At 73.5% G+C, this 23,764-nt stretch carries 21 protein-coding genes; 5 read left to right on the top strand and 16 right to left on the bottom strand.

Annotated elements, in window-relative coordinates; genetic code table 11:
• The first annotated feature begins 9 nt into the window (after positions 1-9).
• The gene (locus tag ACFPGP_RS01025; RefSeq protein WP_378585664.1) at positions 10-717 is read left to right on the top strand and encodes a PIG-L deacetylase family protein; all 708 of its coding nucleotides are present in this window, start codon (positions 10-12) and stop codon (positions 715-717) included.
• On the opposite strand, the gene ACFPGP_RS01020 is transcribed toward ACFPGP_RS01025, so the two are convergent.
• Entirely contained in the window at positions 714-2,441 is a 1,728-nt protein-coding gene (locus ACFPGP_RS01020; RefSeq protein WP_378585661.1) for an aminotransferase class V-fold PLP-dependent enzyme, read from the bottom strand. The two genes, ACFPGP_RS01025 and ACFPGP_RS01020, sit on opposite strands and share 4 nt — an antisense overlap.
• A gap of 96 nt (positions 2,442-2,537) precedes the next feature.
• Here ACFPGP_RS01020 and ACFPGP_RS01015 point away from each other — a divergent pair, with 96 nt between their 5' ends.
• On the top strand, positions 2,538-2,696 hold the full coding sequence (locus ACFPGP_RS01015) for a hypothetical protein (RefSeq protein ID WP_378585659.1): 159 nt from the start codon (positions 2,538-2,540) through the stop codon (positions 2,694-2,696).
• A gap of 19 nt (positions 2,697-2,715) precedes the next feature.
• On the opposite strand, the gene ACFPGP_RS01010 is transcribed toward ACFPGP_RS01015, so the two are convergent.
• The 3 genes from ACFPGP_RS01010 to ACFPGP_RS01000 are packed head-to-tail and all read right to left on the bottom strand — an operon-like array spanning position 2,716 to position 4,980.
• Positions 2,716-3,462, bottom strand: a complete 747-nt coding sequence (locus ACFPGP_RS01010) for an SDR family NAD(P)-dependent oxidoreductase (RefSeq protein ID WP_378585657.1) — start codon at positions 3,460-3,462, stop codon at positions 2,716-2,718.
• A 32-nt stretch (positions 3,463-3,494) separates the two neighbouring features.
• On the bottom strand, positions 3,495-4,226 hold the full coding sequence (locus ACFPGP_RS01005; RefSeq protein WP_378585654.1) for a VOC family protein: 732 nt from the start codon (positions 4,224-4,226) through the stop codon (positions 3,495-3,497).
• 28 nt (positions 4,227-4,254) lie between these two features.
• Positions 4,255-4,980 carry a calcium-binding protein gene (locus ACFPGP_RS01000; protein ID WP_378585652.1) on the bottom strand — a complete coding sequence of 242 codons (726 nt, stop codon included), beginning with the start codon at positions 4,978-4,980 and terminating at the stop codon, positions 4,255-4,257.
• A 206-nt stretch (positions 4,981-5,186) separates the two neighbouring features.
• Here ACFPGP_RS01000 and ACFPGP_RS00995 point away from each other — a divergent pair, with 206 nt between their 5' ends.
• The gene (locus tag ACFPGP_RS00995) at positions 5,187-5,549 is read left to right on the top strand and encodes a YciI family protein (RefSeq protein WP_378585649.1); all 363 of its coding nucleotides are present in this window, start codon (positions 5,187-5,189) and stop codon (positions 5,547-5,549) included.
• Positions 5,550-5,555: 6 nt separating this feature from the next.
• Here ACFPGP_RS00995 and ACFPGP_RS00990 read toward each other — a convergent pair whose 3' ends face one another.
• The 3 genes from ACFPGP_RS00990 to ACFPGP_RS00980 are packed head-to-tail and all read right to left on the bottom strand — an operon-like array spanning position 5,556 to position 7,902.
• Complete coding sequence (locus tag ACFPGP_RS00990) at positions 5,556-5,933, bottom strand: ATP-binding protein (protein WP_378585647.1); 378 nt, start codon at positions 5,931-5,933, stop codon at positions 5,556-5,558.
• The gene (locus ACFPGP_RS00985; protein ID WP_378585644.1) at positions 5,930-7,579 is read right to left on the bottom strand and encodes a PP2C family protein-serine/threonine phosphatase; all 1,650 of its coding nucleotides are present in this window, start codon (positions 7,577-7,579) and stop codon (positions 5,930-5,932) included. Before ACFPGP_RS00985 ends, ACFPGP_RS00990 begins: the two co-directional genes overlap by 4 nt.
• A 5-nt stretch (positions 7,580-7,584) precedes the next feature.
• Positions 7,585-7,902: an STAS domain-containing protein gene (locus tag ACFPGP_RS00980; RefSeq protein ID WP_378585641.1), complete on the bottom strand. Its 318-nt coding sequence runs from the start codon at positions 7,900-7,902 to the stop codon at positions 7,585-7,587.
• Positions 7,903-8,068: 166 nt separating this feature from the next.
• Between ACFPGP_RS00980 and ACFPGP_RS00975 the strand changes: the two genes are divergently transcribed.
• Both ACFPGP_RS00975 and ACFPGP_RS00970 read left to right on the top strand, forming a co-directional pair.
• A complete protein-coding gene (locus ACFPGP_RS00975; protein ID WP_378585639.1) occupies positions 8,069-8,818 on the top strand; it encodes an ABC transporter ATP-binding protein in 750 nt (249 codons plus the stop codon).
• A gap of 4 nt (positions 8,819-8,822) precedes the next feature.
• Positions 8,823-11,246 carry an FtsX-like permease family protein gene (locus ACFPGP_RS00970; RefSeq protein ID WP_378585636.1) on the top strand — a complete coding sequence of 808 codons (2,424 nt, stop codon included), beginning with the start codon at positions 8,823-8,825 and terminating at the stop codon, positions 11,244-11,246.
• A gap of 3 nt (positions 11,247-11,249) precedes the next feature.
• On the opposite strand, the gene hydA is transcribed toward ACFPGP_RS00970, so the two are convergent.
• The 9 genes from hydA to ACFPGP_RS00925 form a co-directional block, all read right to left on the bottom strand.
• A complete protein-coding gene (hydA, locus tag ACFPGP_RS00965) occupies positions 11,250-12,662 on the bottom strand; it encodes a dihydropyrimidinase (RefSeq protein ID WP_378585633.1) in 1,413 nt (470 codons plus the stop codon).
• 5 nt (positions 12,663-12,667) lie between these two features.
• A complete protein-coding gene (locus ACFPGP_RS00960) occupies positions 12,668-15,571 on the bottom strand; it encodes a molybdopterin-dependent oxidoreductase (RefSeq protein ID WP_378585630.1) in 2,904 nt (967 codons plus the stop codon).
• Positions 15,571-16,296 carry an FAD binding domain-containing protein gene (locus ACFPGP_RS00955; RefSeq protein ID WP_378585628.1) on the bottom strand — a complete coding sequence of 242 codons (726 nt, stop codon included), beginning with the start codon at positions 16,294-16,296 and terminating at the stop codon, positions 15,571-15,573. Before ACFPGP_RS00955 ends, ACFPGP_RS00960 begins: the two co-directional genes overlap by 1 nt.
• Before the next feature lie 192 nt (positions 16,297-16,488).
• Complete coding sequence (locus ACFPGP_RS00950) at positions 16,489-17,466, bottom strand: ornithine carbamoyltransferase (protein ID WP_378585626.1); 978 nt, start codon at positions 17,464-17,466, stop codon at positions 16,489-16,491.
• 14 nt (positions 17,467-17,480) lie between these two features.
• Positions 17,481-18,434 carry an aspartate carbamoyltransferase gene (pyrB, locus tag ACFPGP_RS00945; protein WP_378585622.1) on the bottom strand — a complete coding sequence of 318 codons (954 nt, stop codon included), beginning with the start codon at positions 18,432-18,434 and terminating at the stop codon, positions 17,481-17,483.
• Positions 18,431-19,444: an LLM class flavin-dependent oxidoreductase gene (locus ACFPGP_RS00940; RefSeq protein ID WP_378585620.1), complete on the bottom strand. Its 1,014-nt coding sequence runs from the start codon at positions 19,442-19,444 to the stop codon at positions 18,431-18,433. The genes pyrB and ACFPGP_RS00940 overlap by 4 nt, the downstream gene beginning before the upstream one ends.
• Positions 19,441-20,814 carry an amidohydrolase family protein gene (locus ACFPGP_RS00935; RefSeq protein ID WP_378585619.1) on the bottom strand — a complete coding sequence of 458 codons (1,374 nt, stop codon included), beginning with the start codon at positions 20,812-20,814 and terminating at the stop codon, positions 19,441-19,443. The genes ACFPGP_RS00940 and ACFPGP_RS00935 overlap by 4 nt, the downstream gene beginning before the upstream one ends.
• A 67-nt stretch (positions 20,815-20,881) precedes the next feature.
• On the bottom strand, positions 20,882-22,249 hold the full coding sequence (locus ACFPGP_RS00930; protein WP_378585616.1) for a pyridoxal-phosphate dependent enzyme: 1,368 nt from the start codon (positions 22,247-22,249) through the stop codon (positions 20,882-20,884).
• Between the two features lie 7 nt (positions 22,250-22,256).
• Positions 22,257-23,762 (bottom strand): pyridoxal-5'-phosphate-dependent protein subunit beta, encoded by a 1,506-nt coding sequence (locus ACFPGP_RS00925; RefSeq protein WP_378585614.1) that lies wholly within the window; start codon positions 23,760-23,762, stop codon positions 22,257-22,259.
• Between the last annotated feature and the right edge of the window lie 2 nt (positions 23,763-23,764).

Genomic DNA, 23,764 nt, shown 5'->3' with positions numbered 1-23,764 from the left:
CCGGCGCACGTGGAGACGCCGGCTCGCCCCCTCACCGGCACCCTGCCTCCCTGGGAGGCGGTGCTGGCCGTGGTCGCGCACCCCGACGACGAGTCGTTCGGCCTCGGGGCGGTGCTCGACGCGTTCGCCCGGACGGGCTGCTCTGTCTCGCTGCTGTGCCTCACCCGGGGTGAGGCATCGACCGTGCACGGGACCGACGGCGACCTGCGCACCCTGCGCACGGCCGAGCTGTCCGACGCTGCCGCGACCCTCGGGTTGGCCTCGGCCACCCTCGGCGAGCACCCGGACGGCGAGCTGGCGGTCGAGCCACGCGCCGAGCTCGCCGCGGAGGTGGTCCGAGCGGCGGTCGAGGCCGTGGCCGACGGCCTGGTCGTCTTCGACCCGAGCGGTGTCACCGGCCACCCCGACCACGCTGCCGCCACCCGCGCCGCGGTCGAGGCCGCCGACGAGCTCGGGCTGCCGGTGCTCGCCTGGACGCTGCCGCTGACGGTGGCCCAGCAGCTCAACGAGGAGTGCGGGACCCGGTTCGTCGGCCACCCACCGTCCGAGGTCGACGTCGTGGTCGCCGTGACGCGGGACCGCCAGGTCGAGGCCAGCCGCGCCCACGTGAGCCAGGCGATCCCCACGAGCGTCCTCTGGCGTCGCCTGGACCTGCTCGGTGACACGGAGCACCTGCGCTGGCTCCGGCCCCCGGACGGCCGACGGTCCGGACCCTAGGCCAGGCAGGCCCGCGGGAGCTCGAACCACCGCAGGTGCTCGAAGTCGCGCGACACGGCGTCCTCGGGGCTGTCGTCCGCCGGCGGGGTGGCCGCCTCGAGGAGGCGCCGGCCCGCGGCGAGGTGCTCGGCCAGCGCGGACTCGGGAGCGGTGCGGCGGTGACGCCGGTAGACCATCGTGCCCTCGTCGTCGTAGCCGACCTGGCCCAGCCGCAGAGGCGGCTCGACGGGGCCGTCGCGGTGCACCCAGATGCCGCGCTCGACGTCGAAGCGGTAGCTGGCGAGCAGCCGCCACCCGTGCTGCGCCACGAGCGCGACGGCCTCGAGGAGGTAGGCGAAGACCGCCTCGGAGGTGAAGTAGTTGAAGCTGACCCGCACCCAGCCGGGCTTGATGCCCTCGCAGCCCCGCGTGATCTCGCGCTCGAACTCGTGGGAGCGCTCGAGGTCGATGCCGAGCAGGCGGTGACCGTAGGGGCCGGCGCACGAGCAGCCGCCGCGCGACTGGATGCCGAAGAGGTCGTTGAGCAGCGCGACCACGTAGTTGTGGTGCAGGTAGCGCCCGCTCGGGCCGCGGACGACGAAGGAGACGATCGAGAGCCGCTCGGCCGCCGGGTTGCCGAGGATCTCGATGCTCGGCTCGCGCGACCAGCGCTCCAGGGCCCGGCGCACGTAGCTCTCCTCGTGCTCGCGGATCACGTCGATGCCGACGGCTTCCTTGAGCTGGAAGACCAACCCGGCCCGGATCGACTCCACGATGGCGGGGGTGCCGCCCTCCTCGCGGTGCACGGGGTCGGTGAGGTAGCGGTGGTCCTCGGGGTTCACGTACGCGACGGTGCCGCCGCCCGGCACGTCCGGCACGCGGTTGGTCAGCAGCGCGCGTCGTACGACGAGCACGCCGGGCGTCGAGGGTCCGCCGATGAACTTGTGCGGCGAGAGGAAGACGGCGTCCTTGTAGCAGAGCGGGTCGTCGGCGACGGGGCCGTCCATCTCGATCTTCACGTAGGGCCCGGCAGCCGCGAAGTCCCAGAAGGACAGGGCGCCGTGGCGGTGCAGCAGGGTCGAGATGCCCGCGGTGTCGCTGAGGATGCCGGTCACGTTGCTGGCCGCCGAGAAGCTGCCGATCTTGAGCGGGCGGTCGGCGTGGCGGACGAGCTCGGCCTCCAGCACCGCGAGGTCGATGTGCCCGTCGGTGTCGGCCGGGATCGACACGACGTCGGCGATCGACTCGCGCCACGGGATCTCGTTGGAGTGGTGCTCGAAGGGGCCGAGGAAGACGACGGGCCGTTCGTCGGCCGGGATCCGGTCGACGAGGTGGTAGCGGTCCTCGAGGCCCGACGGGATCCGCAGGCCCAGCACACCGATCAGCTTGTCCACCGCGCCCGTGCAGCCCGACCCGGCGAAGATCACGACGGTGTCGTCGCCAGCACCCACGGCGTCGTGGATGATCGCCCGCGCGTCCTCACGCAGGCGGGTGGTCTGCAGGCCCGTGCCGCTGGACTCGGTGTGGGTGTTGGCGTAGCGGGGCAGCACCTCGTCGCGGATGAAGTCCTCGAGGAAGCCCAGCGCCCGCCCCGAGGCGGTGTAGTCGGCGTAGGTCACCCGCCGGGGGCCGAAGGGCCCCTCCATCACCTCGTCGTCCCCGATCACGCCCTCTCGGATGCGGCGCAGCAACGGGGTCTCGGGAGGTGGCTCCGGGAGCCCCTCCGCCACCAGCACGTCCTCCATGGGAGGAGCGTAGGCCCGTCCGCCCCGCTCACCCCTGCGGGTGGTCCCGTGGGGGGTTCAGGCCCGGTCGATCGGGGCACGGCACCCGGATGGCCGATGTCCGCGCGACCGTTTCCCCGCCCGGTCCGGGTGGCGCTGTCCGACGGCTTCCCGGTGCTGGTCTTCCTGGTCTCCGGGTCCGTCGTCCTGAGGCTGCCGGGGTCGTTGCCGTACGTCGTGACGGCGCGGCCGGCCCTGAGCCGCGCGACGACCTGACCTCCCGGCGGAGCCGGCGTCAGGAGAGGTCGGGCCGCATCGGCGACGCCGCGGTGAGCCCTCCGTCGACCGTGAGGCACTGGCCGGTGACGAACGCGGCGGCCGGTGAGGCGAGCCAGGCCACCACGGCGGCGACGTCGTCCGCCGTGCCGAGGCGCCCGGCGGGGTGCCGGGCGAGTGCGTCGTCGCGCGCGGCGGTGGGGTCACCGGCCTGGGCGAAGGCGTCGTCCGCCATCTCGGTGGCGATCCAGCCCGGCAGTACGGCGTTGCAGCGCACCCGCGGCCCGTGGTCGACGGCGATGGAGCGGGTCAGCGCGTGCACGAACGCCTTGGAGGCGTTGTAGAGCGCCATCGACGGGTCGGCGACCGATCCCGAGATCGAACCGATGTTGACGATCACGCCCCCACGCTCGCCCATGGCGGGCAGGACGGCGCGGCAGACCTGGAAGACCCCGCGGCAGTTGGTGCCCACCACGAGGTCCCAGTCGTCGTCGGTGCTGTCGACGACGGTGGCGACGACCTGGACGCCGGCGTTGTTGACCAGCAGCGAGACCGGCCCCGCCACCCGCTCGGCCGTGGCGGCCAGGCGCGCGGCGTCGTCCGGGTCCGACACGTCGGCCGTGACCCAGTGGACGTCGGGCGGCAGGTCGTCCGGGCGGTCGCTGCGCCCGCAGGTCACCACGACGACCCCGTCGGCGCGCAGCCGCTCGACGACCGCGCGGCCGATGCCGCGGCTGCCGCCGGTGACGAGCGCGACGTCCTCCACAGGCCCGAGCGTCCCGGGGGTGCCGGGCGTGGTCAACCCACCGGCCCGATCCGGGCCGCGCCGATGGCGACGCCGCCGGGCGGCCCACCGGCCAGCGCCATGCCGGTGACGCCCGGCCGGTCGCTGCGCCGAACCACGACGGACCCGCTGGGCCAGCGGAGCACCAGCCCGTCGGGCGTCGGCTCCACCCCGGCGCCCAGCGCGTCGCCGAAGAGCCGCTGCGTGGCGGCGAGGTCGGTGGAGCCGAGGTGGGTCGCGCCGAGACGCGCCGGTGCGCCCAGCGGAGCATCGACGGCCGGCGCCCACCATCCGGGCTCGTCGGGGAGGTCGCCCTCGGTCTGCGCGAGCTGGACGACGGTGGCGTGCACGCTGTCGGGCACCACGAAGGCCTCCTGCCACACCGGGTCGCCGTAGCTCTCCCCCACGACCTTCAGCCCGAGGTCGCGCACCCGACCGACGGCCTCGCGCAGGTCGGGCACCGTGAAGGTCAGGTGGTGCGGTCCCTCCCCGTGGCGCTCCAGGAACCGGGTCAGGAAGCCCGGGCCCGCGGGCTCGAGCAGCTCGAGCGTGGCGCCGCCCTCGTCGTCGCCCACCCGGAGCTGGAGGTAGCGGAACTCCGCCAGCGTCTCCCCCACGACCGGCACGGCGCCCAGCTCGCTGCGCAGCCGCCGCGCCCACGCCAGGGCGTCGTGCACGGCGTACGCCGTGTGGTCGAGGTCGACCCCGGCCGGGTGGGCGTGGGCACGCGTCGGCGAGGCGGTCACGTGCGGCACTCTAGGGGCCGGTGCCTGTTCAGCCGATGACCCGCACCCGCTCGCAGCCGATGAGCTCGTCGCGGTCGTCCCTCGGTCCCTGGTAACGGACGACGTCGTTGCCGGGGCCGCACCGGATGACGTCGCTCACCCCGTCGTCGGACGTCGTCACCCGGTCAGGGGCGCGACCCCCGTGCACGTGGTCCCGCCCGTCGCTGACCCCGAACGCGTCGCGGCCGCGGCCACCCACGAGCAGGTCGCGGTCGTCGGGCGCAGGGTTGCCGAACTCCGTCTCGACCCAGTCGGTCATCCAGTCACCGCCGAGGCCGCCGAAGAGGGCATCCGGCCCGGCACCACCGGTCAGCCCGTCGTCCCCGTCGCGACCGCGCAGCAGGTCGGCACGGCCCCACCCCGCGAGGTAGTCACTGCCCGGACCGCCGCCGAGCCGGTCGTGGCCGCCACCCCCTGACAGGTTGTCGCGCCCGGGCCCACCGAGCACCGTGTCGTCGCCGCGCAGCCCGGCGAGCACGTCCCGCCCCGTGCCACCGCGCAGCCGGTCGTCACCCGCGCGCCCGTCGATGCGGTCGGAACCGCCCCGCCCGCGGAGGGTGTCGGCCTGCGCTGTGCCGTGGATGACGTCGTCACCGCTGGTCCCGGTGATCGTGTCGGCGTACGCCGCACCGGCGGCCGCCGTGAGCAACCCGAGCAACCCGACGGCTGCCGCCGTCCTCCGCGCCCTCGTCCGGCGCTCACCCGTGTCCGACACCGTCCCTCTCCTCGCGCTCGACCATCCGACAGCACGAGCGCACCACGGCACGCACGGCTCCGGTAGAGAAGATGGTCCTGCCGGGACCGGCAGGTGCTGACGGCTCGGAACGTCCCGGGCCGTGGGGTGTCGGATCCGCGCCACCCCGTTCGTGGTGAGGTGGGAGGGGGTCGACCGGACCGCCCGGGACACGAGGAGATCTGAGGATGACGCACTACCTGCTGGCCGTGCACGGCCCCGTCGAGCGCAACGAGTTCGGCAACTACGGCTCCCGCGAGGAGATGGAGCAGGCCTTCGCCGACACCGGGGCGTTCAACGAGAAGCTCCACGCCGAGGGCTACTGGGTCTTCGCCGGCGGGCTCCTGCCCGCGTCCTCGGCGACGGTGGTCGACGGCACCGGCGACACCCCGCTCATCACCGACGGGCCCTACCTCGAGACCAAGGAGGTCATCGGCGGGTTCTGGGTGATCGACGCGCCCGACCTCGACGTGGCGATCCGGCTCGCGGCGGAGGGGTCGAAGGCCTGCCGGGGCAAGGTCGAGGTGCGCCCCTTCGAGGGCCTGGCCTGAGCCGCGCTACGCCGAGGCGGTGACGACCCACGAGGCGGTGACCCGCTTGCCCACGGGAAGACGGGTCACGGTCAGCGCGTCGGCGAGCTGCTCGACCATGCTGAGGCCACGACCGGTGGTGGCGTGCTCGTCGACGGACATCACGACGGGCCACCCACCGGCGTCGTCCTCGACCGTGAGCTCGACGCGACGGCCGGTCGCCGTCACCTCGAGGTCGACCTTCCCCGCTCCGGCCCGGACCGCGTTGGTGACCAGCTCGCTGGCGATCAGCGCGACGTCCTCGACGTGCAGGTCCTGGGGCAGCTCGGCCTCCGACAGGTGGTTGCGGACGTAGGTCCGCGCCAGCCGGGGCGCGTGGCGGTCTGCCGGGAGCCGGGTCCTCATGCGGTCGTCCTGCGCAGGGCGAGGACGGCGACGTCGTCGGCGGAGTCGGCGTTGCGCATGGTCTCCAGCACCTCGGCGATGAGCGACCCGAGCGGCCGCGCGCCGACCGCCTCGACGGCGGCGACCAGACGGCGGAAGCCGGTGTCGATGTCCTCGGTGCGCCGCTCGACGAGACCGTCGGTGAAGGCGATCAGGGTGGCGCCGTGGTCGAGGGTGAAGGTGCTCGGCCGGTACGACGCGGACCCGACGCCGAGAGGGGGACCGGTGCACACGCGCACGAAGTCGGTCCCGGTGCCGGACACGAGCAGCGGGGGCGGGTGTCCGGCGCTGGCGACCGCGATCTCCCCCGTGCCCCAGTTGCCGACGCCCACGAGGGCCGTGACGATGTGGCCGTCGTCGGCGACGTCGAACTGGCGCGAGCACTTGTCGAGGGCGTCCTCCGGGCTGTCGCCGTCGACGAGGTAGGCGCGCAGGGTGAAGCGGGCGCGCGCCATCTCGGCGACGGCGTCGATGCCGTGGCCCGACACGTCGCCCACGACGAAGGCGAACTGCTGGTCGCCGATGGCCACCAGGCTGTACCAGTCGCCGCCGATGTCGACGCCCTTCGACGCCGCGACGTACTGCGAGGCCATCTCGATGCCCGGGATGTGCGGGTTGACCTGCGGGAGCAGCGCACGCTGGAGACCGACGAAGTGCTCGCGCTGCTCGCCGTACAGGCTGTCCACGCGCTGGTAGAGCGTGGTGATCGTCTCGGTGTCGCTCTCCGCCCGCTGTCGCGACCGCACCAGCTTCCACGCCACCAGGGCCGCGACGACGGTGAGCAGCAGGCCGGCCAGCAGCAGGATCCCCGGCAGCCGCTCGCTCAGCGGGCTGCCGAGGTGGTGGCGCGGCGCGGTGACGAGCGTCAGCTCGGTGTCGCCGAACGGCACCGACGCCCGGGCGGTGAGGTCGCCGTCGAGGGGCAGGCTGTCGGGGTCGACGTCGGTGGTGGTCAGGTCCGCGGTCTCGGTGCTGGGGCCGAGGTAGAGCGCGTAGTGGAGGTCGGCGAACGCGGAATCCCGGTCGACCGGTGACCGCCGGTCCGCCGGGATCGCGCGCTCGGCGTAGACGATGTAGCCGGTGTCCGGGTCGGCCAGTGCGTAGACGATCCGGAGCTGGTCGCCGACCTCGACCCGGCCCACGACCGAGGTCTCGGCCGCGAGGGCACGGCTCAGCAGCTCCTGGACCTCCGAGCCACCGGGATCCATGCCCGGCGTCACGCCGAGCTGCGCGACGCGGGTCGTCGTCGCCCCCTCGTGGCGCCAGAGGGCGCCCGACACGAACAGCTGGTCGGGTCCGACGTTGCGGGCGAAGATCCGGGTGAACGCCGCACCTCCACGATCCGGACCGGCCGCGGCCTCGACGGCGAGGGCCGCCGCCATCGGCTGCTGGATGGAGAGGACGGCCGTGGACAGGACGGCGGCCGCCTGCCGGGTCTGCACCTCGAGGAGGCGTTGCTCGGTGTTCTCGTCCACCCGGGCCACCGCCCAGGTCGCCAGGCCGGTGAGCACGAGCCCCACGACGCAGATCGCCGCGACCACGCGCACCGGTCGCGCCGACCCCGGCTCGCGGGTCGGCCCCGGAGCTTCGTGACGGGGCTCGGACATGCGGGCTACGACTCGCGCGGGCGGATGTCGAACGCCTCCTGCAGTCCCGTGATCTCCAGCAGTCGCAGGGTCGGCCGCCCGACGTCGACGAGCGAGAGGGTCTTGCCCTGACGGGTCGCCTCGTTGCGGACGCGCACGAGTGCCCCGAGGCCGCTGGAGTCGATGAAGGTGACCCCGCCGAAGTCCAGCTCGACGTCGTCGGCCCGGTCGAGGCAGCCGAGCACCACCCGGGCGAGCTCGTCGGCGACGGCCAGGTCGATCTCGCCCTCCAGCCGGACGACGCACCCGCCGTCGGCCCGAGTGCTCTCTGTGAACGTGGCCACGACTACTCCTGCCCGATGATGATGGGGAAAAAGTAGCGCCCCGGGCGTCCGTTGTCTGTCCGCGGCGCGTGGTGGACACCCCGTCGTCCCCGAAGGTGGTGACGTTCGGCTCTGCCGGCGGGGCTCGAGAGGTGGCAGCGTCGGTGACGTGACCGAGCATGTCTCCGTGTCACACCTGAGGTCGTCCTCGCCCGACCTCTCGCTGGGCACACGCATCGACCTCGACGACCTGGCCAAGCGCTACGTCGTCGGCGACACCACGGTGACCGCGCTGTCCGACGTCAACCTGCACGTCGACGAGACCGCGTTCGTCGTCGTGCTCGGCCCCTCGGGCAGCGGCAAGACGACGCTGCTCAACATGATCGGCCTGCTCGACGTCCCGACCGAGGGCCGCGTGGCGCTCAACGGGCTGGACATGACACGGGCGTCGCGACGCGAGCAGTTCGCGCTGCGTCGGCACACCGTCAGCTTCATCTTCCAGACCTTCAACCTGTTCCCGGGTCTGACTGCCGCCGAGAACGTGCAGTTCGGCGCGGACGTGGCGGGGCGACCCCGCACGACGGAGGTCGCGCACGAGGTGCTCGACCGCGTCGGCCTCGGTGACCGCGTGGACCACTTCCCGCACCAGCTCTCCGGAGGGGAGCAGCAACGGGTCGCGATCGCCCGCGCCCTGGCGACCGACAACCCCATCCTGCTCGCCGACGAGCCGACCGGCGAGCTCGACTTCCGCACCGGCGTGCAGATCCTTGAGCTGCTGCAGCGTCAGGCCGAGGCCGGCAAGACGGTGCTCGTCGTCACCCACAACCGGGAGATCTCCCGCGTCGCCGACCGGGTGATCGAGCTCTCGAGCGGGCACGTCGTGAGCGACGGACCGCCGCACGGCGGCAAGAGCCGCACCGAGGATCTGCACTGGTAGCGCCATGGACGCGCGGTCGGTGCGGCTCTGGGTCAGGTGGTCCTGGCGCGACCTCCGGCGGCGCTGGCTGCTGGTGACCGCCCTGGCGCTGACGATCGCGCTCGGCACCGGGGTGTACGCCGGCCTCGGCGGCACCACCGCCTGGCGGATCCAGTCCAACGACGCGAGCTACAGCAGCCTGCGGATGCACGACCTGCGGGTGCGGCTGCCCGAGGGCGGCTTCGTGCCTGACGGCACGCTGCTCACCGCGGTGGACGGCCTCGACGACGCCGCCTCCGTCGAGGCGGCCGTCGAGCGGCTGGTCGTGCCGACCCTGGTGGACGCCTCGACCGGCTCCCACGAGCTGCTGGTCCCCGGCGAGCTGGTCGGCATGCCGACCGGGACGTCCGCGGTGGACAGCCTCTACGTCGCCGAGGGCCGGGGGCTGCGCGTCGGTGACGAGCAGCAGCCCGTGGCCGTGCTCGAGTCCAAGTTCGCCACCGGGCACGACCTCCCCGCGCAGGGGCGGCTGCTGCTGGGCGCCGAGCAGCCCGTGGACTACGTCGGCACCGGCTACACCCCCGAGTACTTCCAGGTCATCGGGCGCAGCGGGATGGTGCTCGGCGAGAGGGGCTTCGCGGTGGTGTTCATGCCGCTCGCTCCCGCGCAGGCGGCGTCCGGCCACGCGGGCCAGGTGAACGACCTGGTCCTGCGGGCCGCGCCCGGCGCCGACCTGGCCCTGCTGGACGACCAGCTCGCCGACGCCGTGGCGCCCTACGGAGGCGTCGTGACGACGGCGGAGGACGACCCGGTCCGCCGGGCCCTCTACGAGGACGCCCACAACGACCAGAAGACCTGGAACGTCTTCGCGTTCCTGATCCTGTTCGGGGCGGCGTTCGCCGCCTTCAACCTGGTCACGCGGATGATCGAGTCGCAGCGCCGCGAGATCGGGGTCGGCATGGCCCTCGGAGTGCCACCGCGCGTCCTCGCGGTCCGCCCGCTCCTCGTGGGCGTGCAGATCGCGGTGCTCGGGGTGGTGGCCGGCATCGGCGTCGGCTGGCTGACCGGGCAGGCGATGGCCGGCGTCATGACCGACCTGCTCCCCCTGCCCGTCTGGCAGACGCCCTTCCAGGCCGGGCGCTTCGCGCAGGCAGCGCTGCTCGGCCTGCTGATCCCGCTGGTGGCCGCCGTGCTCCCCATCGCGCGGGCCCTCCGGATGTCCCCGGTGGACGCGATCAGGTCGGGCGCCTACGGCGCCGCCCGCCCCGGTGGCCGCCTGCTGCGGCTGGTGACGCGGGCGCGCCTGCCCGGGAAGACCTACGTCTCGATGTCGCTGCGCAACGTGCTGCGCGCGGGCCGGCGCACGGCGTTCACCGCCCTCGGAGTCGCGGCCGCGGTGACCTCGCTCGTCGCGGCCTTCGGGCTGATGGACACCTTCAGCGCCGCCGGCGGCGCCAACGCTGCCGAGGTCTCCCGCAGCAACCCCGACCGGCTGCTGGTCACCCTGGACACCTTCCACCCGGTCGGCTCCGCGCTGCCACGCGCCGTCGCCGACACCCCCGGGGTCGCCGACTCCGAGCCCCAGCTCGGCGTACCGGCGACGTTCAGCACCGACGCCGGCGAGCTGGACGCCTTCGTGCAGGTCCTCGACTTCGACAACGACGTCTGGACCCCGTCGCTGCTCGACGAACGAGGCCCGGCCGACGGGCTCGTGCTGTCCGAGAAGGCCGCCGACGACCTCGGCGTCGCACCCGGCGACTCGATCGCCGTACGCCACCTCGTGCGTGTGGACGGGGGCCTCCGGCTCGTCACCAGCCAGGTGCCGGTGCGCGCCCTGCACCCCAACCCCTGGCGCACCTTCGCCTACCTCGACGCCGACGGCGCAGCGCTCTTCGGTCTGGCGGGCACCGCCAACCAGGTGGTCGTCGTCCCCTCCGGCGACGTCGACCAGCTGCGCCGCGACCTGTTCGAGCTGCCGGGCGTCACCGCCATCGAGTCCGCCTCGAGCCTGGCGGACGCGCTGGACAACGCCCTGGAGGAGTTCACCGGCATCCTCCGCGTCATCGAGGTGGCCACCCTCCTGCTCGCGCTGCTGATCGCCTTCAACACCGCCAGCATCAGCGCCGACGAGCGCACACGCGAGCACGCGACGATGTTCGCCTTCGGCCTGCCGCCCCGCGTGGTGATGACGATGGCGGTCGTGGAGAACGCCCTGATCGGCGTGCTCGGGACCCTGCTCGGCATCGTCGGCGGCTTCGCCGGGCTGAGCTACATCGTCTCCGGCTTCGACCAGGTGATGCCCGACCTGGCCGTCGAGCCCACGCTCTCCGCGACCACCGTGGTCACCACCTTCGTGCTCGGCGTCCTCGTGGTCGGGCTCGCGCCCCTGCTCGGCGTACGCCGGGAGCGCCGGATGGACATCCCCGCCGCGCTCCGCGTGGTCGAGTGAGGGTCAGTGCCGCTCCTCCGGGAGCGGTGGACGCCGGACGAAGCGACCGCGGCCGGGACGCGGGTCGGCAGGCTCGCCGCCGACCGCGACGACCTCGCCGCGGCTCAGGGTCAGCGCCGGCCAGCCGCTGACGACGCGGCCCGCGTAGGGGCTGTGGTCGCAGCGCGAGTGCAGGTGCGACGCGTCGAGGCGGCGGGTCGCGGCAGGGTCGAAGACGACGAGGTCGGCGTCGAGGCCGGGCCGCAGAGCGCCCTTGGTGCCGTCGAGCCCGAAGAGCCGGGCAGGCGTCCCGGAGGTCGCGGCCACCCACTGCTCGAGCGTCAGGTCGCCGGCGAGGACGCCCTGGTAGACGAGCGACAGCCGCGTCTCGACCCCGCTCAGGCCGCCCGGGATCTGCGTGAAGTCGGTCCAGCCGGTGCCGGCGGTGCCGTGCCGCCGGTCCGCGACGGTGAACGGGCAGTGGTCGGTGGAGACGACCTCGACCTCGCCGTCGCCGAGGGCCCGCCACAGCGCGGCGCGGTCGGCCGGGCCGCGCAGGGGTGGCGCGCACACGAAGTCGGGGTCGCCGCTCTCGAGGTGCGACTGCTCGAGGTGGAGGTAGTGCGGGCAGGTCTCCGCGTGGATGTCGACGCCGTCCGCACGCGCGGTCCGTACGGCCTCCAGCCCGGCCGCGCTCGAGAGGTGCACGACGTACAGCCAGGCGCGCTCGCGGCCGGCCAGCGCCGCGGCCCGCCGGATCGCCTCGGCCTCGACCGAGGGCGGGCGCACCGAGGGCAGGGCCTCGGGACCGGTGCGGCCTGTCGCGACCGCCCCGGCGGCCAGCCGCTCGACCGTGGCGCCGTCCTCCGCGTGCACGCAGACCCGGACGCCGGTACGCCGCGACGCGGCCAGCGCCCGGCCGAGGGTCTCGTCGTCGACCATCAGCCGGTCGGGGTAGGCCAGGTAGAGCTTCACGCTGGCGACCCCGTGGTCGAGGAAGTCGGCGAACCGTCGCGCCGCGGCGTCGGCGTCCTCGGGCATCTCGGTCACCGTCAGGTGGAAGCCGTAGTCGATCACCGCCTCGCCGTGGGCACGCTCGTGCCAGGTGGCCAGCGCCTCTGCCCACGGCTCGCGTCCCGCGCCCGCGAAGTCGAGCAGGCAGGTGGTGCCGCCGCACGCGGCGGCCAGGGTGCCCGAGGCGAAGTCGTCGGCCGAGGTCACCGCGCCCACGGGCAGGGCCAGGTGGGTGTGCACGTCGATGCCGCCCGGGACGACGTACGCGCCGCCGGCGTCCACCACCGCGGCGTCGCCGGCGTCCTCCGGCCCGATCTGCGGCTCGACCGCCACGACCCGGCCGTCACGGACGAGCACGTCGGCGCGCCGACTCCCCGCCGCGTCCACGACGGTGCCGCCGCGCACCACGAGGGCGCCTGCCACGCGCGCTACCCGCGCAGCGCCCGCCACACCCGCTCCGGGGTGAGCGGGAGCTCGTCGACGGTGACGCCGGTCGCGTCGAGGATCGCGTTGCGCACGGCGGGCGCCACGCCGTCGATGGCGATCTCGCCGACCGACTTGGCGCCGAACGGACCGCTCGGCTCCATGGTCTGCACGAGGAACACCTCCATCGGCGGCATGTCGTCGGACCGGAAGATCCAGTAGGGCCCGAAGCGGGCGTTGACGGCCCGGCCGTCGTCGTCGAGCACGAGGTCCTCGGTCAACGCGTAGCCGAGCGCCTGGGCCATCGCCCCCTCGACCTGCCCGCTGGCCGTCGTCGGGTTGATCGCCACGCCGCAGTCGACCGCCATCACCATCTTGCCCACGGTGACCTGGCCGGTGTCGACGTCGACCTCGACCTCCACCGTCTGGGCCGCGAACGGCGGTGGGGAGACGCTGGAGACGTGCGAGGCGGTGGCCATGATCTGCTCCTGGTCCTCGACGTGGAGCGAGTGCAGGGCGACGTCCTCCAGCGACACCGACCGCCCGTCGGGAGCCCAGGCCTCGCCGGCCCTCAGCTCGATCCCGTCGGCGTCGGCGAGCTCGAGCAGCCGGGCGGCCCGCAGCACGATCCGGTCGCGCACCGCCTCGGCGGCCTTCTTCACCGCCGCGCCGGAGATGTACGTCGTGCTGTCGGCGTAGGCGCCCACGTCGAACGGCGTGAGGTCGGTGTCCGCGGCGTACACGATGACGTCCTCGGCTCCCACGTCGAGCACCTCGGCGGCGATCTGCGCCAGCACGGTGTCGGCGCCGGTGCCGAGGTCGGTGGCGCCGACGAGCAGGTTGAAGGACCCGTCGTCGTTGATCTTGATCGAGGCCCCGCCCATGTCGAGGTCGGGGATGCTGGTCGCCTGCATGCAGAGGGCGAAGCCGATCCCCCGACGGATGTTCGGTCGGTCGGGCGGCCGCTTCCACAGCGGGTCGGCCCGGCGCTCCCACCCGATGGCCCGCCGCGCCTGCGCGACGCACTCGTCGGTGGCGCAGCTCGAGACCCGCGGGACGTCGCCGGTCTCCGAGGCACCGCGCTCGCCGAGCTCCGGGAGGATGTCGAGCGGGTCGCCCTCGCGCACCCAGTTCCTGCGCCGCAGCTCGATCGGGTCGAGGCCGAGGGTGCGGGCGATGTCGTCCATGTGCGACTCGAGCGCGAACAGCGCCTGCGGTGCGCCGTACCCCCGGAAGGCGCCGGCCACCGGACGGTTGGTGTAGGCGACGTCGGCGGTGAACCGCTTGGCCGGGCAGTTGTACTCCGAGAGGCCGCGCTGCCCCGAGACCGACTGCACCGTGAACCCGTGGGTGGCGTAGGGCCCGGTGTTGCCGACGGTGTGGAAATCCTGGGCGAGCAGGTGCCCGTCGTCGTCGAAGGCCGAGCGGAAGGTGATGGTCTGCGCGTGCCGGATGCGCGAGGAGACGAACTCCTCCTCGCGGGTCAGCTCGAGGCGGACCGGGCGACGCGTGGCCAGCACCAGGTGGCCGACGACGTCCTCGAGGAGCATCTCCTGCTTGCCGCCGAAGCCGCCACCGATGCGCGGCTTGACCACACGGATGCGCTTGACCGGCAGGCCGAGGAGCGGGGCGACCATGCGACGGACGTGGAAGGGCACCTGGGTCGAGCTCCGGAGCACCAGCCGCTCGTCCTCGTCGAGCCAGCCGATCGTGATGTGCGGCTCGATCGGGCACTGCTGCTGCTGCTGGACGTGGAAGGTCCGCTCGAGCACGTGCGGCGCCGCGGCGAACGCCGCCTCCAGGGCCTCGTCGGAGACCGTCTGGCCCACGATGTGGTGGGTGGTGTTGCGGGCGGCGTCGTGGATGCCGACGGTGTCGGTCTCGTCGTGGATCACCGGGGCGCCGGGGCTGATCGCCTCGACCTCGTCGAGGACGCTCGGGAGCACCTCGTAGGTGACCTCGATCAGGCGGCAGGCCGCCGCCGCGACCTCCGGCGACTCCGCGGCGACCGCGGCCACCCGGTCACCGACGTGACGGACCTTGTCGTCGAAGCTCACCTGGTCCCAGGGCCGGGGGTTGGGCCAGCTCTGGCCTCCGGACGCGTACTTCACGCGCGGGGTGTTGAAGGCGTGCAGGACCGCGTGGACGCCGGGCAGGGCGCGCGCCTGGGTGTCGTCGATCGCGACGATCCGGGCGTGGGCGTGCGGGCTGCGCAGCACCTTGGCCCACAGCATCCCGCGCAACTCGATGTCGTCGACGAAGGCGGGCTTGCCCTTGACCAGCTTGACCGCGTCCACCTTGGGGACGCCCTTGCCCACCACGCTGGTGGTCGGGACGTCTGCGGACAGGACGAGGCGCGGCACGGCGGCCGGAGCCTCCGGCACGGGTGCGTCCCCGCCGTCGGCGAGGCGCGCCACGACGACGGGCGCCATCGGGTCGGGCTTCTCCCCTCGCAGCAGCGCGGCCGCACGCTGCACCGCGTCGACGACCTTCACGTAGCCGGTCTCGCGGTCGAGGATCCCGGAGAAGGCGTCGCGGATCGCGGCCTCGGACGGGTCGGGGTCGCGGGCGAGGAGCGCCTGGGTGGCCAGCACCATGGCACCGGCCGAGTAGCCCGACTGCAGGGCGCCGGACTCGACGAAGGCGGCCTGGATCGGGTGCAGCTCACCCGTGGCGACGTCGAGCGACTCGACGGTCGTCACCTCGTGGCCCCCGGCCTGGGCCGCGAGGAGCACGTCCGCGGAGACCAGCCGACCGTCGACGAGCACGGCGGCCGCCCCGGTCTCGCCGGTCCCGGAGCCGAACCTGACGCTGAAGCACCCCAGCCGGCGGAGCACGGTCAGCAGCGAGTCGCCCGGGGCGCAGGTCACGTGCTGCGGTGCGCCGTTCAGCGTGAGCTGGATGTCCATCACTCGCTCCCCTCCGCGATCCGGGCGAGGAGGACCTCGGCCAGGTGCCGGCGGTAGTCGGCCGATCCCCGGAAGTCACCCGAGGGCTGCAGGTCGTCGCCGGGCTCCACCAGCACCGGCGTGGGCGCCACCCCGGTGAGGGCGACGCGTCGCCCCTCCTCCGTGGAGCGGGCGTAGGCGGCGACGATGGCGCGGTCGGCGGGCGTCCTCGCCGTGCGCGCGGCCCGAGCGTCACCCGCCGTACGGATGGTCACGGCGGTCACGACCTGGCCGGCCGGGAGGAACAGCTCGGCGAGCACCCGCTCCAGCTCGATCCCCTCGGTCACCTCACGGTCCTCGACCTCGACGACGGCCTCGTGCACCAGCAGCGCCGCCAGCAGCTCGCTGTCCGCGCGACCGGTCGCGATGCAGCCACCGACCGTGCCCTGCGCGCGCAGGGTGCTGGGCTGCTCGCGCCGCGCCGCCTCGCGGACGACGGGAGGCACGAGCTCGCTGTCGGCGAGCTCCTGCAGCGTGACCATCGCCCCGATCCGCAGCGCGTCTCCGGCCCCGGGCCGGATGCCGTCGAGGTGGAGAGCCTGGAGGTCCACCACCTCGACCTGCTCGGCCGAGGGGTCACCTTCGAGCCGGGTGCCACCGGCGAGGACGATCGCGTCCGCTCTCTCGAGCAGCTCGAGCGCCTCCGCCATGGTCGAGGGTCGCCAGTAGGCCGTTACCGTCACCATGCCGCCAGCATCGCCAGCGGCCGGGCCGCGCGGCAGAGGCAAAGGTCCACGCCCACCTGCCGAACCGTCACTCAGATCCGTCGAACCGTCACTTGGATCCGTCGAGCCGTCGCTGGGGGCAGGAGTGTCACCCGAACTGACGGTTCGACCGATCTGAGTGACGGTTCGACCGATCTGGCTGACGGTTCGGCCTCAGGACATGGTCAGGGCCATCACGGCCTTCTGACCGTGCAGCCGGTTCTCGGCCTGGTCGTAGACGACGCTGCGGGGCCCGTCGATCACCTCGTCGGTCACCTCGACGCCGCGCTCGGCCGGCAGCGGGTGCATGAAGACCGCGTCGTCCGAGGCGGTCGCCATGCGCCGCTCGTCGGTGATCCACGACGCGTACCGGTCGACGAGCCGGGCCTCCTCGGCCTCGTCGGTCGTGGTGAGCACGGCTCCCCAGCTCTTGGCGTAGACGACGTCGGTGCCGCGGATCCCGGCGTCGAAGTCGTCCATGAGCTCCAGCGAGCCGCGACCGGCGCGGGCGTTCGCCTGCGCCTGCTCGACCATCTCGGGCATCAGCGCGAACTCCGGCGGGTGCACCAGGCGCACGTTCATGCCGAAGCGCGGCAGCAGCATGACCAGGCTCTGGGGCACGCTGAGCGGCTTGGAGTACGTCCTCGCGCAGGCCCAGCTGATCGTCGCCGTCCGCCCGCGCGGGTCGCCGAACCGCTCGATGATCGTCATCAGGTCGGCGAGGGCCTGGTGGGGGTGGAAGTGGTCGCACTGCATGTTGAGCACCGGCACCCGGCTCGCGGCGGCGACGTCGCGGATGTAGGCGTTCCCGATGCCCCAGTCGACGTTGCGGATCGCGATGCCGTCGTTGTAGCGGCCGAGGATCTCCCCGATCTCCTTGGCGGTGTCGCCGTGCGCGATCTGCGTCGAGCGGCTCTCGATGAACTGGGCGTGCCCACCGAGCTGGGCCATCCCGGCCTCGAAGGACGCCCGGGTCCGGGTGCTGGAGAAGAAGAACAGCATCGCCAGCACCTTGTCGCGCAGGTAGGGGTGCGGCTGGCCGAGGGCCCGGTCGCGCTTGAGCGCGAGGGCGACGTCGAGCACGGTGTCGATCTCGTCGCGCGTCCAGTCCTGGAAGTCGATGACGTCGCGGCCACGCAGGTGGGTCTGCACCGGAGTCCCTCTCTCTACTCGACCGCGCCGAGGACCAGCGAGAGCAGCGCCATCCTCATCACGACGCCGTTGTAGGCCTCGAACCAGTAGCGGGCGTGGCGCGTGCTGTCGACGTCCGTCGTCAGCTCGTCCATCCGCGGCAGCGAGTGCAGGACGATCGCGTCCTGCCGGGCCTTGTCCTGCAGCAGCTTGCGCGTCACCTGGTACGCCGCGGGGGTGGTGCCGTGCTCGGCCGTCGGATCGACGCGCGACTGCGTGTAGTCGGCCTGGACGACGGGCTCCATGTAGATGACGTCGGCCTCGGCGATGCACTTCTCCACCGACTCGACCTCGCGGTAGTTCACGCTGCGCTCGTCGAGCTCCGTCTTGAACTCGGGCAGCAGCGAGAGCTCCGGCGGGGAGACGACCATCGCCTCCATGTCGAACTGCGCCATCGCGTAGAGGATCGAGTGCATGGTGCGCATCCGCATGTCGCCGACGCACAGCACCCGCAGCCCGTCGAGGGTGCCCTTGTCCTTCCAGATCGTGTAGAGGTCGGTGAGCACCTGCGTGGGGTGCTCGCCCCACCCGTCGCCGCAGTTGATCACGGGCACCGACGCCCAGCGCGCGGCCTCGTGCGGGGCGCCCTGCACGTGGTGGCGCATCGCGATCACGTCGCCGTAGAACTCCAGCATGTGCGCGGTGTCCTTCATCGACTCCTGGTAGAAGTCGCCCGCTCGGGTCATCTTGGCGTCCGCGAAGCCGAGCACGTGCCCGCCGAGGCGGTGCATGGCGGCCTCGGTCGCCAGCCGGGTCCGGGTGCTCGGCTGGTAGAAGGCGGTGAGCAGCGTCTTGTGCCGCAGCAGGTCGCCGTTGCGCCGCTTCTCGGCGTAGGGCCGCAGCTCCTCGGCCACCGAGAAGATCTGCTGGTACTCGTCGCGCTCCATGTCCTTCAGCGACAGGATGTCCCGACCGGCGAAGCTCCTCATGTTGTGTTCCTCTCCTCCTCGGACACCGCGAAGGTGTCGATCATCAGCCGGACGTCGTCGCCGAGCGGGTACAGGACGGGGCAGGTCGCCCCCGCCTCGACGTACTCGGCGACCTTGGCGCGGCACTCCTCGGGGCTCCCGGACGCGGTGATCTGCTGCACCACCTCGTCGGGCACCAGCTTCATGGCCCGACGGATCTCCTCGCGCCCGGCGGGCCAGGTCAGGACCTGGCCGATCTCGTCGATGAGCGCGGGGTCCACGCCGCTCGCCTTCATGATGTGCGGCTGCTGCCCGAGGTACTGCGTGAGCAGCTCGCGGGAGCGGTCGAGAGCGAGCTCGCGGTCGCGGTCGACCGAGCACACCACGAGCTGCGGCCGGTCGATGTCGTCGAGCGAGCGACCCGCCTTCGCCGCGCCGGCCGCCAGGGCCGCCATCGCCTGCGCGTCGTACGCCGGACCGACCATGTAGTTGAGCAGCACGCCGTCGGCGATCTCGCCGGCCAGCTCCATCATCTGCATCCCGGTGGCGCCGATGTAGATCGGCACCCGTCGCGGCGACCGGTCGCCGTGCACGACGTCGATCTCGACGTCGTCGAGGTGCACGAACTCGCCGTGGTAGGTCACCCGCTCCATGGCGAGCAGGCGCCGGGTGGCCTCGACGGTCTCGCGCATCGCGCGCAGCGGCTTGCGACGGTCGACGCCGACCTTGGTGGCGAGCGGCTCCCACCACGCGCCGAGGCCCATCACCACGCGGCCGGGCGCGAGCTCGTCGAGCGTCGAGAAGGTGGCGGCCAGCAGCCCCACGTTGCGGGTCCAGATCGGGACGATGCCGGAGCAGACCTTGATCCGGCTGGTGACGGCCGCGTACGCCGCCATCGGCACCGTGGCCTCCCGCACGAGCCGGCTCTCCGCCTGCCAGACGGCGTCGAAGCCGCGGTCCTCGGCGTACCGGACGTGCTCCATGCCCTCGCGGAGCGGGTGGAGGTCCTGCAGGTAGAGCGCGACTCTCATCGGGTGCCTCCTCCGGGTTCACTGCTCGTCACGGGTTCGAAGTCGTGGGCGGGGACCGCGTCCATCCGGTCCCAGAGGCGCGCAGCCTCGACGGCGCCGCCGGCGGCCACCTCCGCCTCCTCGACGCGCGTCGACCGGCGGTCGGCGACGACGAGCTCGCCGGCGACCAGCACGTCGCGCACCTGGGCCGCCGACAGGCCGAAGACCCAGTGGCCGACGAGGTTGTCGGCCGTGACCGGGGTGGGCGTCGGGTAGTCGAGCACGACGAGGTCGGCCGGAGCGCCGGCGCGGAGGGTGCCGAGCAGGGGCTCTCCGTGGACGCGTCCGGCGAAGCGGGCGCCGTCGGCGAGCCGGGCGAGCGGCCAGTTCCCCGCCGTGGCGACGTCGGCCTCGCGGGCGCGGAAGAAGCCGACCTGCGACTCGGCGAAGAGGTCACCGCCGATCCCGTCGGTGCCGAGGGCGACGCCGCGGGGCGCGTGGTTGAAGGGTGAGTGCCCCACCGCGTTGTTCATGTTGCTGCGCGGGTTGCAGACCACGGTCGCGCCGGTGTCGGCGACGGCGTGGATCTCCGCGGGCGCGACGTGGACGCAGTGGGCAAGCAGCGCCCGGTCGGTGAGGGCGCCGGCGCGGTCGAGCCGCTCCACGACGCCGTGGCCGCACCGCAGGCGGGCGTCGACCTGGTCGGCGGCGTCCTCGGCGACGTGGATGTGCACGCCGGTGCCGCTGAGCCGGGCGGCGTCGACGACGTCGTCGAGGGTGTCGTCGGAGAGCGTGAACGACGCGTGGGCGCCCACCATGCCCCGCGTCAGGCCGTCGGCCCGGGCGATGAAGCGGCGGTTCTCGGCGACGCCGGCGGCGGCCCGCTCGGGACCGTCACGGTCGCTGACCTCGTAGCAGAGCACGCTGCGCACCCCGAGCCCGGCCAGGGTGTCGGCGATGATGTCGAGCGACCCGTCGACGGCGTTCGGCGAGGCGTGGTGGTCGACGATCGTGGTGGTGCCGGCGCGCAGCGCGTCGAGCCCGCCGCGGAGCGCCGAGGCCCGGATGGCCTCCTCGTCGAGGGCGCGGTCGAGGCGCCACCAGACCCGCTGCAGGATCTCGGTGAAGGTCACGGGCGGCGCGAGGCGGTAGGGCATGCCGCGGCTCAGCGCCGAGTAGAGGTGGTGGTGGGCGCACACGTTGCCCGGCAGGACCAGCGTCCCCGTGCAGTCGCGGCGGGGCACGCCCGCCGGGGCGGTGCCGACCCACGCGACCCGGTCACCGGCGAGCACGACGTCGGCAGCGACGACCTCGGGCGGGTCGAGCGCGACGACCACTGTCGCCCCACAGAGCGCCGACGTCGGCGTGACGTCCAAGCGGGGGGCCTCCACGGTGCCGCGCTCCTCTCGTCGCGTTCGCACCTCAGCGTGTTCCGCCGCGGCGCGGCGCCGGTAGGGTCTATGGGCCTTGCCGGTGCTGCCGATCGACACCCGTGAAGAGCACGCCCACGCGGTCGTCCGGCCCGACGTCCCCGGCGTCGACCAGCTCCAGCAGCCCGGCCAGACCCGACGACCCGGTGGGGTCGACGTCGTGGCCCGCCGCCACCCCGAGCTCGCGGGCCCGGGCCAGGCGCTCCTCGGCCACGACCAGCGGCCGGCCCCCGGTCGTGAGCATGCCGTCGACCACCGCGCGCCAGTCGTAGGTCTCGTCGTCGAGGATGCCGGTCGCGATGCTGCGGGGCTCCTCCTCCCACGGCCACATGTACGCCGACCGGTGGGTGGCCGCGGCGCGCATCACCGCGGTGATCTCGGCAGGGGCGGGCGCCGGGGCCAACCCTTCCCGCACCCGGGCGTACGCCCGCTCGAGCGGGTGGCCGCCCGTCGTCTGCACGGTGTGCACGCGGGGCTCACGCCCGAGGACGCCGAGCTCGACGGCCTCCCCGAGGCCCTGGAGGCACGCACTGGCGAGAGCTCCCCCGCCGACCTGGACGACGAGGTGGTCGAGGTCGGTGCCCGCGACCGCGAGCTCGGAGACCATCTCCCAGGCCAGGGTCTCGCCGCCCTCGACGACGAGGCCGTTCTCCGGGCCCTGGCAGGTGAAGGGGAGCGCCCCCGCGGCCACCTCGCCGCGCAGGCGGGCGTACGTCGGGTCGCCGGGCACGCCGGGCGTCCGCGCGACGGTGACCACGTCGGCACCCAGCCCGTGCAGCTCGTGCAGCACGACGGGGTCGGCGTCGACCGGCACCAGCACCCGCAGCCGGCGGTCCGAGGCGCGCGCGAGGGCCGCGGCGGCGAGGGCCGCGTTGCCGCAGCTCGCGATCGCCAGGTCGGGTCGGTGCGCGGGGTCGGCCAGGCCGAGGCGCTCGGCGACCTCGAGGTGCAGCAGCACGCCCATGAGGTGGCGGCCCTTGTGCGATCCCGTGACGTTGCCGGTCTCGTCCTTGACCCACACTCCCCCGGCGGCGCTGAAGCCGAGCCGGTCCGACAGCGTCGCGTCGCGGCCGAAGGGCGTGGCCCGGAAGCCGGTGCCGGCGACCCGGGCCACCGCGTCGTCGAGCCGGCCCACGAGGTCGACGTACTCCTCGTCGCCCAGACCGCCCACGGTTGCGCGGGTGTGGCTGTGGAGCAGCCCCCGGTAGTGGACGAAGGGCGAGCCGGTCGGGGCACCCCCGGCGGGGAAGCTCACGCGGTCGAGGTCCAGCACACGCACCAGCACGTGGTCGGTGTCGTCACCGTCGGCCCGGGGGCAGCGGAACGGCCAGGGGGCGTCCCACGCGGGCGAGACGCCGCAGCCCCAGCACACCAGCCGGCTCGTCGGCGCGGGCACGGCGCCCTCACCCGCCCCGGCCGGACGACATCCCGGTGCGGGCGTTGAAGTCGGCGATCATCTCGTCCCACGCCGCGATCCGGCCGTGCAGGCCCTCCCAGAAGGCCGGGTCGCGACGCACCACGAAGTCCTCGACCGCGACGCCGCGCTGCTCGACCCACGTGTAGTAACCCAGGTCGAAGATGCGGTCGCGGTCGCGCGTGGTCGTCTCGAGCAGGTCGCTGGTGTCGGCCCCCAGCATCCAGCGCCCGAACACCTCCGCCGCGTGCGCCTCGTCGAAGCCGTCGGCGAAGTCGCGGGCCGTGATCCGCCGCCGCTCGCTGTCGTACATCGCCGCGCCGTCGGTGGCCACCGTCATCACGACGTCCTCGGGCCCGAGGTCGAGGTGCTTGGCGAGCTTCACGGCCGCCAGGACGTTGCAGATGCTCGAGAGGCCGAACGACGGCAGCGCGGCGAGCGTCGCCTCCGGCACGCCGCACCGGTCGGCGAGGTAGGCCAGGCCCGCCGGCTCGCTGAGCAGCACGGAGAGCTGGTCGGTCGCCCGGTCGGTGACCGCAACGACCACGTCGGTGTTGTGGACGTGGTGGATCAGCGGGATGTGCTTGTCGCCGATGCCCTGGATGTTGTGGGCGCCGAAGCCGTTGCGCAGCATCGTCGGGCACTCCAGCGCCTCGACGGCGACCACGGCGGCGCCGTACTCCTCCTTGAGGTGGTCGCCGGCGCCGAGCGTCCCCGACGAGCCGGAGGCGGAGACGAACGCGCGCAGGCGCAGCTCGGGGTCGCTCGCGCGCAGGTGCTCGAAGACCGCGCCGAAGGCCCGGCCGGTGCACAGCCAGTGCCCGAGGTGGTTCCCGAACTCCGCGAACTGGTTGATGATCACGTTGGTCGGGTCGAGGGCCAGCTCGTCGCACCGCTCGTAGATCTCCCGGACGTTGCTCTCGGTGCCCGGCGTGGTGACGATGTCGTCCTGCGAGGCGACCCAGCGGCTGAGCCAGCCGAACCGCTCGCGGCTCATGCCCTCCGGGAGCACGGCGACGCCGCGGCAGCCCAGGATCCGGGAGATGGCCACGCCGCCGCGGCAGTAGTTGCCGGTCGAGGGCCACACCGCACGCTGGGTGGTGGGGTCGAAGCGCCCGGTGACGATGCGCGGCACCAGGCAGGAGTAGGCGGCCAGCACCTTGTGGGCGCGGATCATCGGGAAGCGGTCGCCGAGGGCGACGACGATCCGCGCGTCGACGCCGGTGAGCTCCTTCGGGAGCACGACGTGCTCGGGGACCGCGGCGAGGCCGGTGCGGGAGGCGTCGTTGTACCAGTGGATGCGGAAGAGGTTGCGGGGGTCCCCGTCGTCGGGCCCGACGCCGGCCAGGCTCGCGGTGACCTCGGGAGCGATCAGCGCGGGGTCCGCCAGCTCGGCGAACGTCGGCAGGGCGATGCCGGCGGACCGGAAGTGCCCGACAGCACGGTCACGGACCTCCGCGTCGACGAGGTGGTCCTCGACTCCGAGCAACGACATGG

It is taken from the genome of Nocardioides taihuensis (assembly GCF_042657275.1).
Lineage (GTDB): Bacteria > Actinomycetota > Actinomycetes > Propionibacteriales > Nocardioidaceae > Nocardioides > Nocardioides taihuensis.
This window is presented reverse-complemented; position numbering and strand designations above follow the sequence as displayed.

What these genes read in the sequence shown, in the direction of transcription:
- ACFPGP_RS01020 (WP_378585661.1), bottom strand. Translation starts at nt 2,441, where the DNA reads ATGGAGGACGTGCTGGTGGCGGAGGGGCTCCCGGAGCCACCTCCCGAG.
- ACFPGP_RS01015 (WP_378585659.1), top strand. Translation starts at nt 2,538, where the DNA reads ATGTCCGCGCGACCGTTTCCCCGCCCGGTCCGGGTGGCGCTGTCCGAC.
- ACFPGP_RS00995 (WP_378585649.1), top strand. Translation starts at nt 5,187, where the DNA reads ATGACGCACTACCTGCTGGCCGTGCACGGCCCCGTCGAGCGCAACGAG.
- ACFPGP_RS00990 (WP_378585647.1), bottom strand. Translation starts at nt 5,933, where the DNA reads ATGAGGACCCGGCTCCCGGCAGACCGCCACGCGCCCCGGCTGGCGCGG.
- ACFPGP_RS00985 (WP_378585644.1), bottom strand. Translation starts at nt 7,579, where the DNA reads ATGTCCGAGCCCCGTCACGAAGCTCCGGGGCCGACCCGCGAGCCGGGG.
- ACFPGP_RS00970 (WP_378585636.1), top strand. Translation starts at nt 8,823, where the DNA reads ATGGACGCGCGGTCGGTGCGGCTCTGGGTCAGGTGGTCCTGGCGCGAC.
- ACFPGP_RS00960 (WP_378585630.1), bottom strand. Translation starts at nt 15,571, where the DNA reads ATGGACATCCAGCTCACGCTGAACGGCGCACCGCAGCACGTGACCTGC.
- ACFPGP_RS00955 (WP_378585628.1), bottom strand. Translation starts at nt 16,296, where the DNA reads ATGGTGACGGTAACGGCCTACTGGCGACCCTCGACCATGGCGGAGGCG.
- pyrB (WP_378585622.1), bottom strand. Translation starts at nt 18,434, where the DNA reads ATGAGGAGCTTCGCCGGTCGGGACATCCTGTCGCTGAAGGACATGGAG.
- ACFPGP_RS00940 (WP_378585620.1), bottom strand. Translation starts at nt 19,444, where the DNA reads ATGAGAGTCGCGCTCTACCTGCAGGACCTCCACCCGCTCCGCGAGGGC.
- ACFPGP_RS00925 (WP_378585614.1), bottom strand. Translation starts at nt 23,762, where the DNA reads ATGTCGTTGCTCGGAGTCGAGGACCACCTCGTCGACGCGGAGGTCCGT.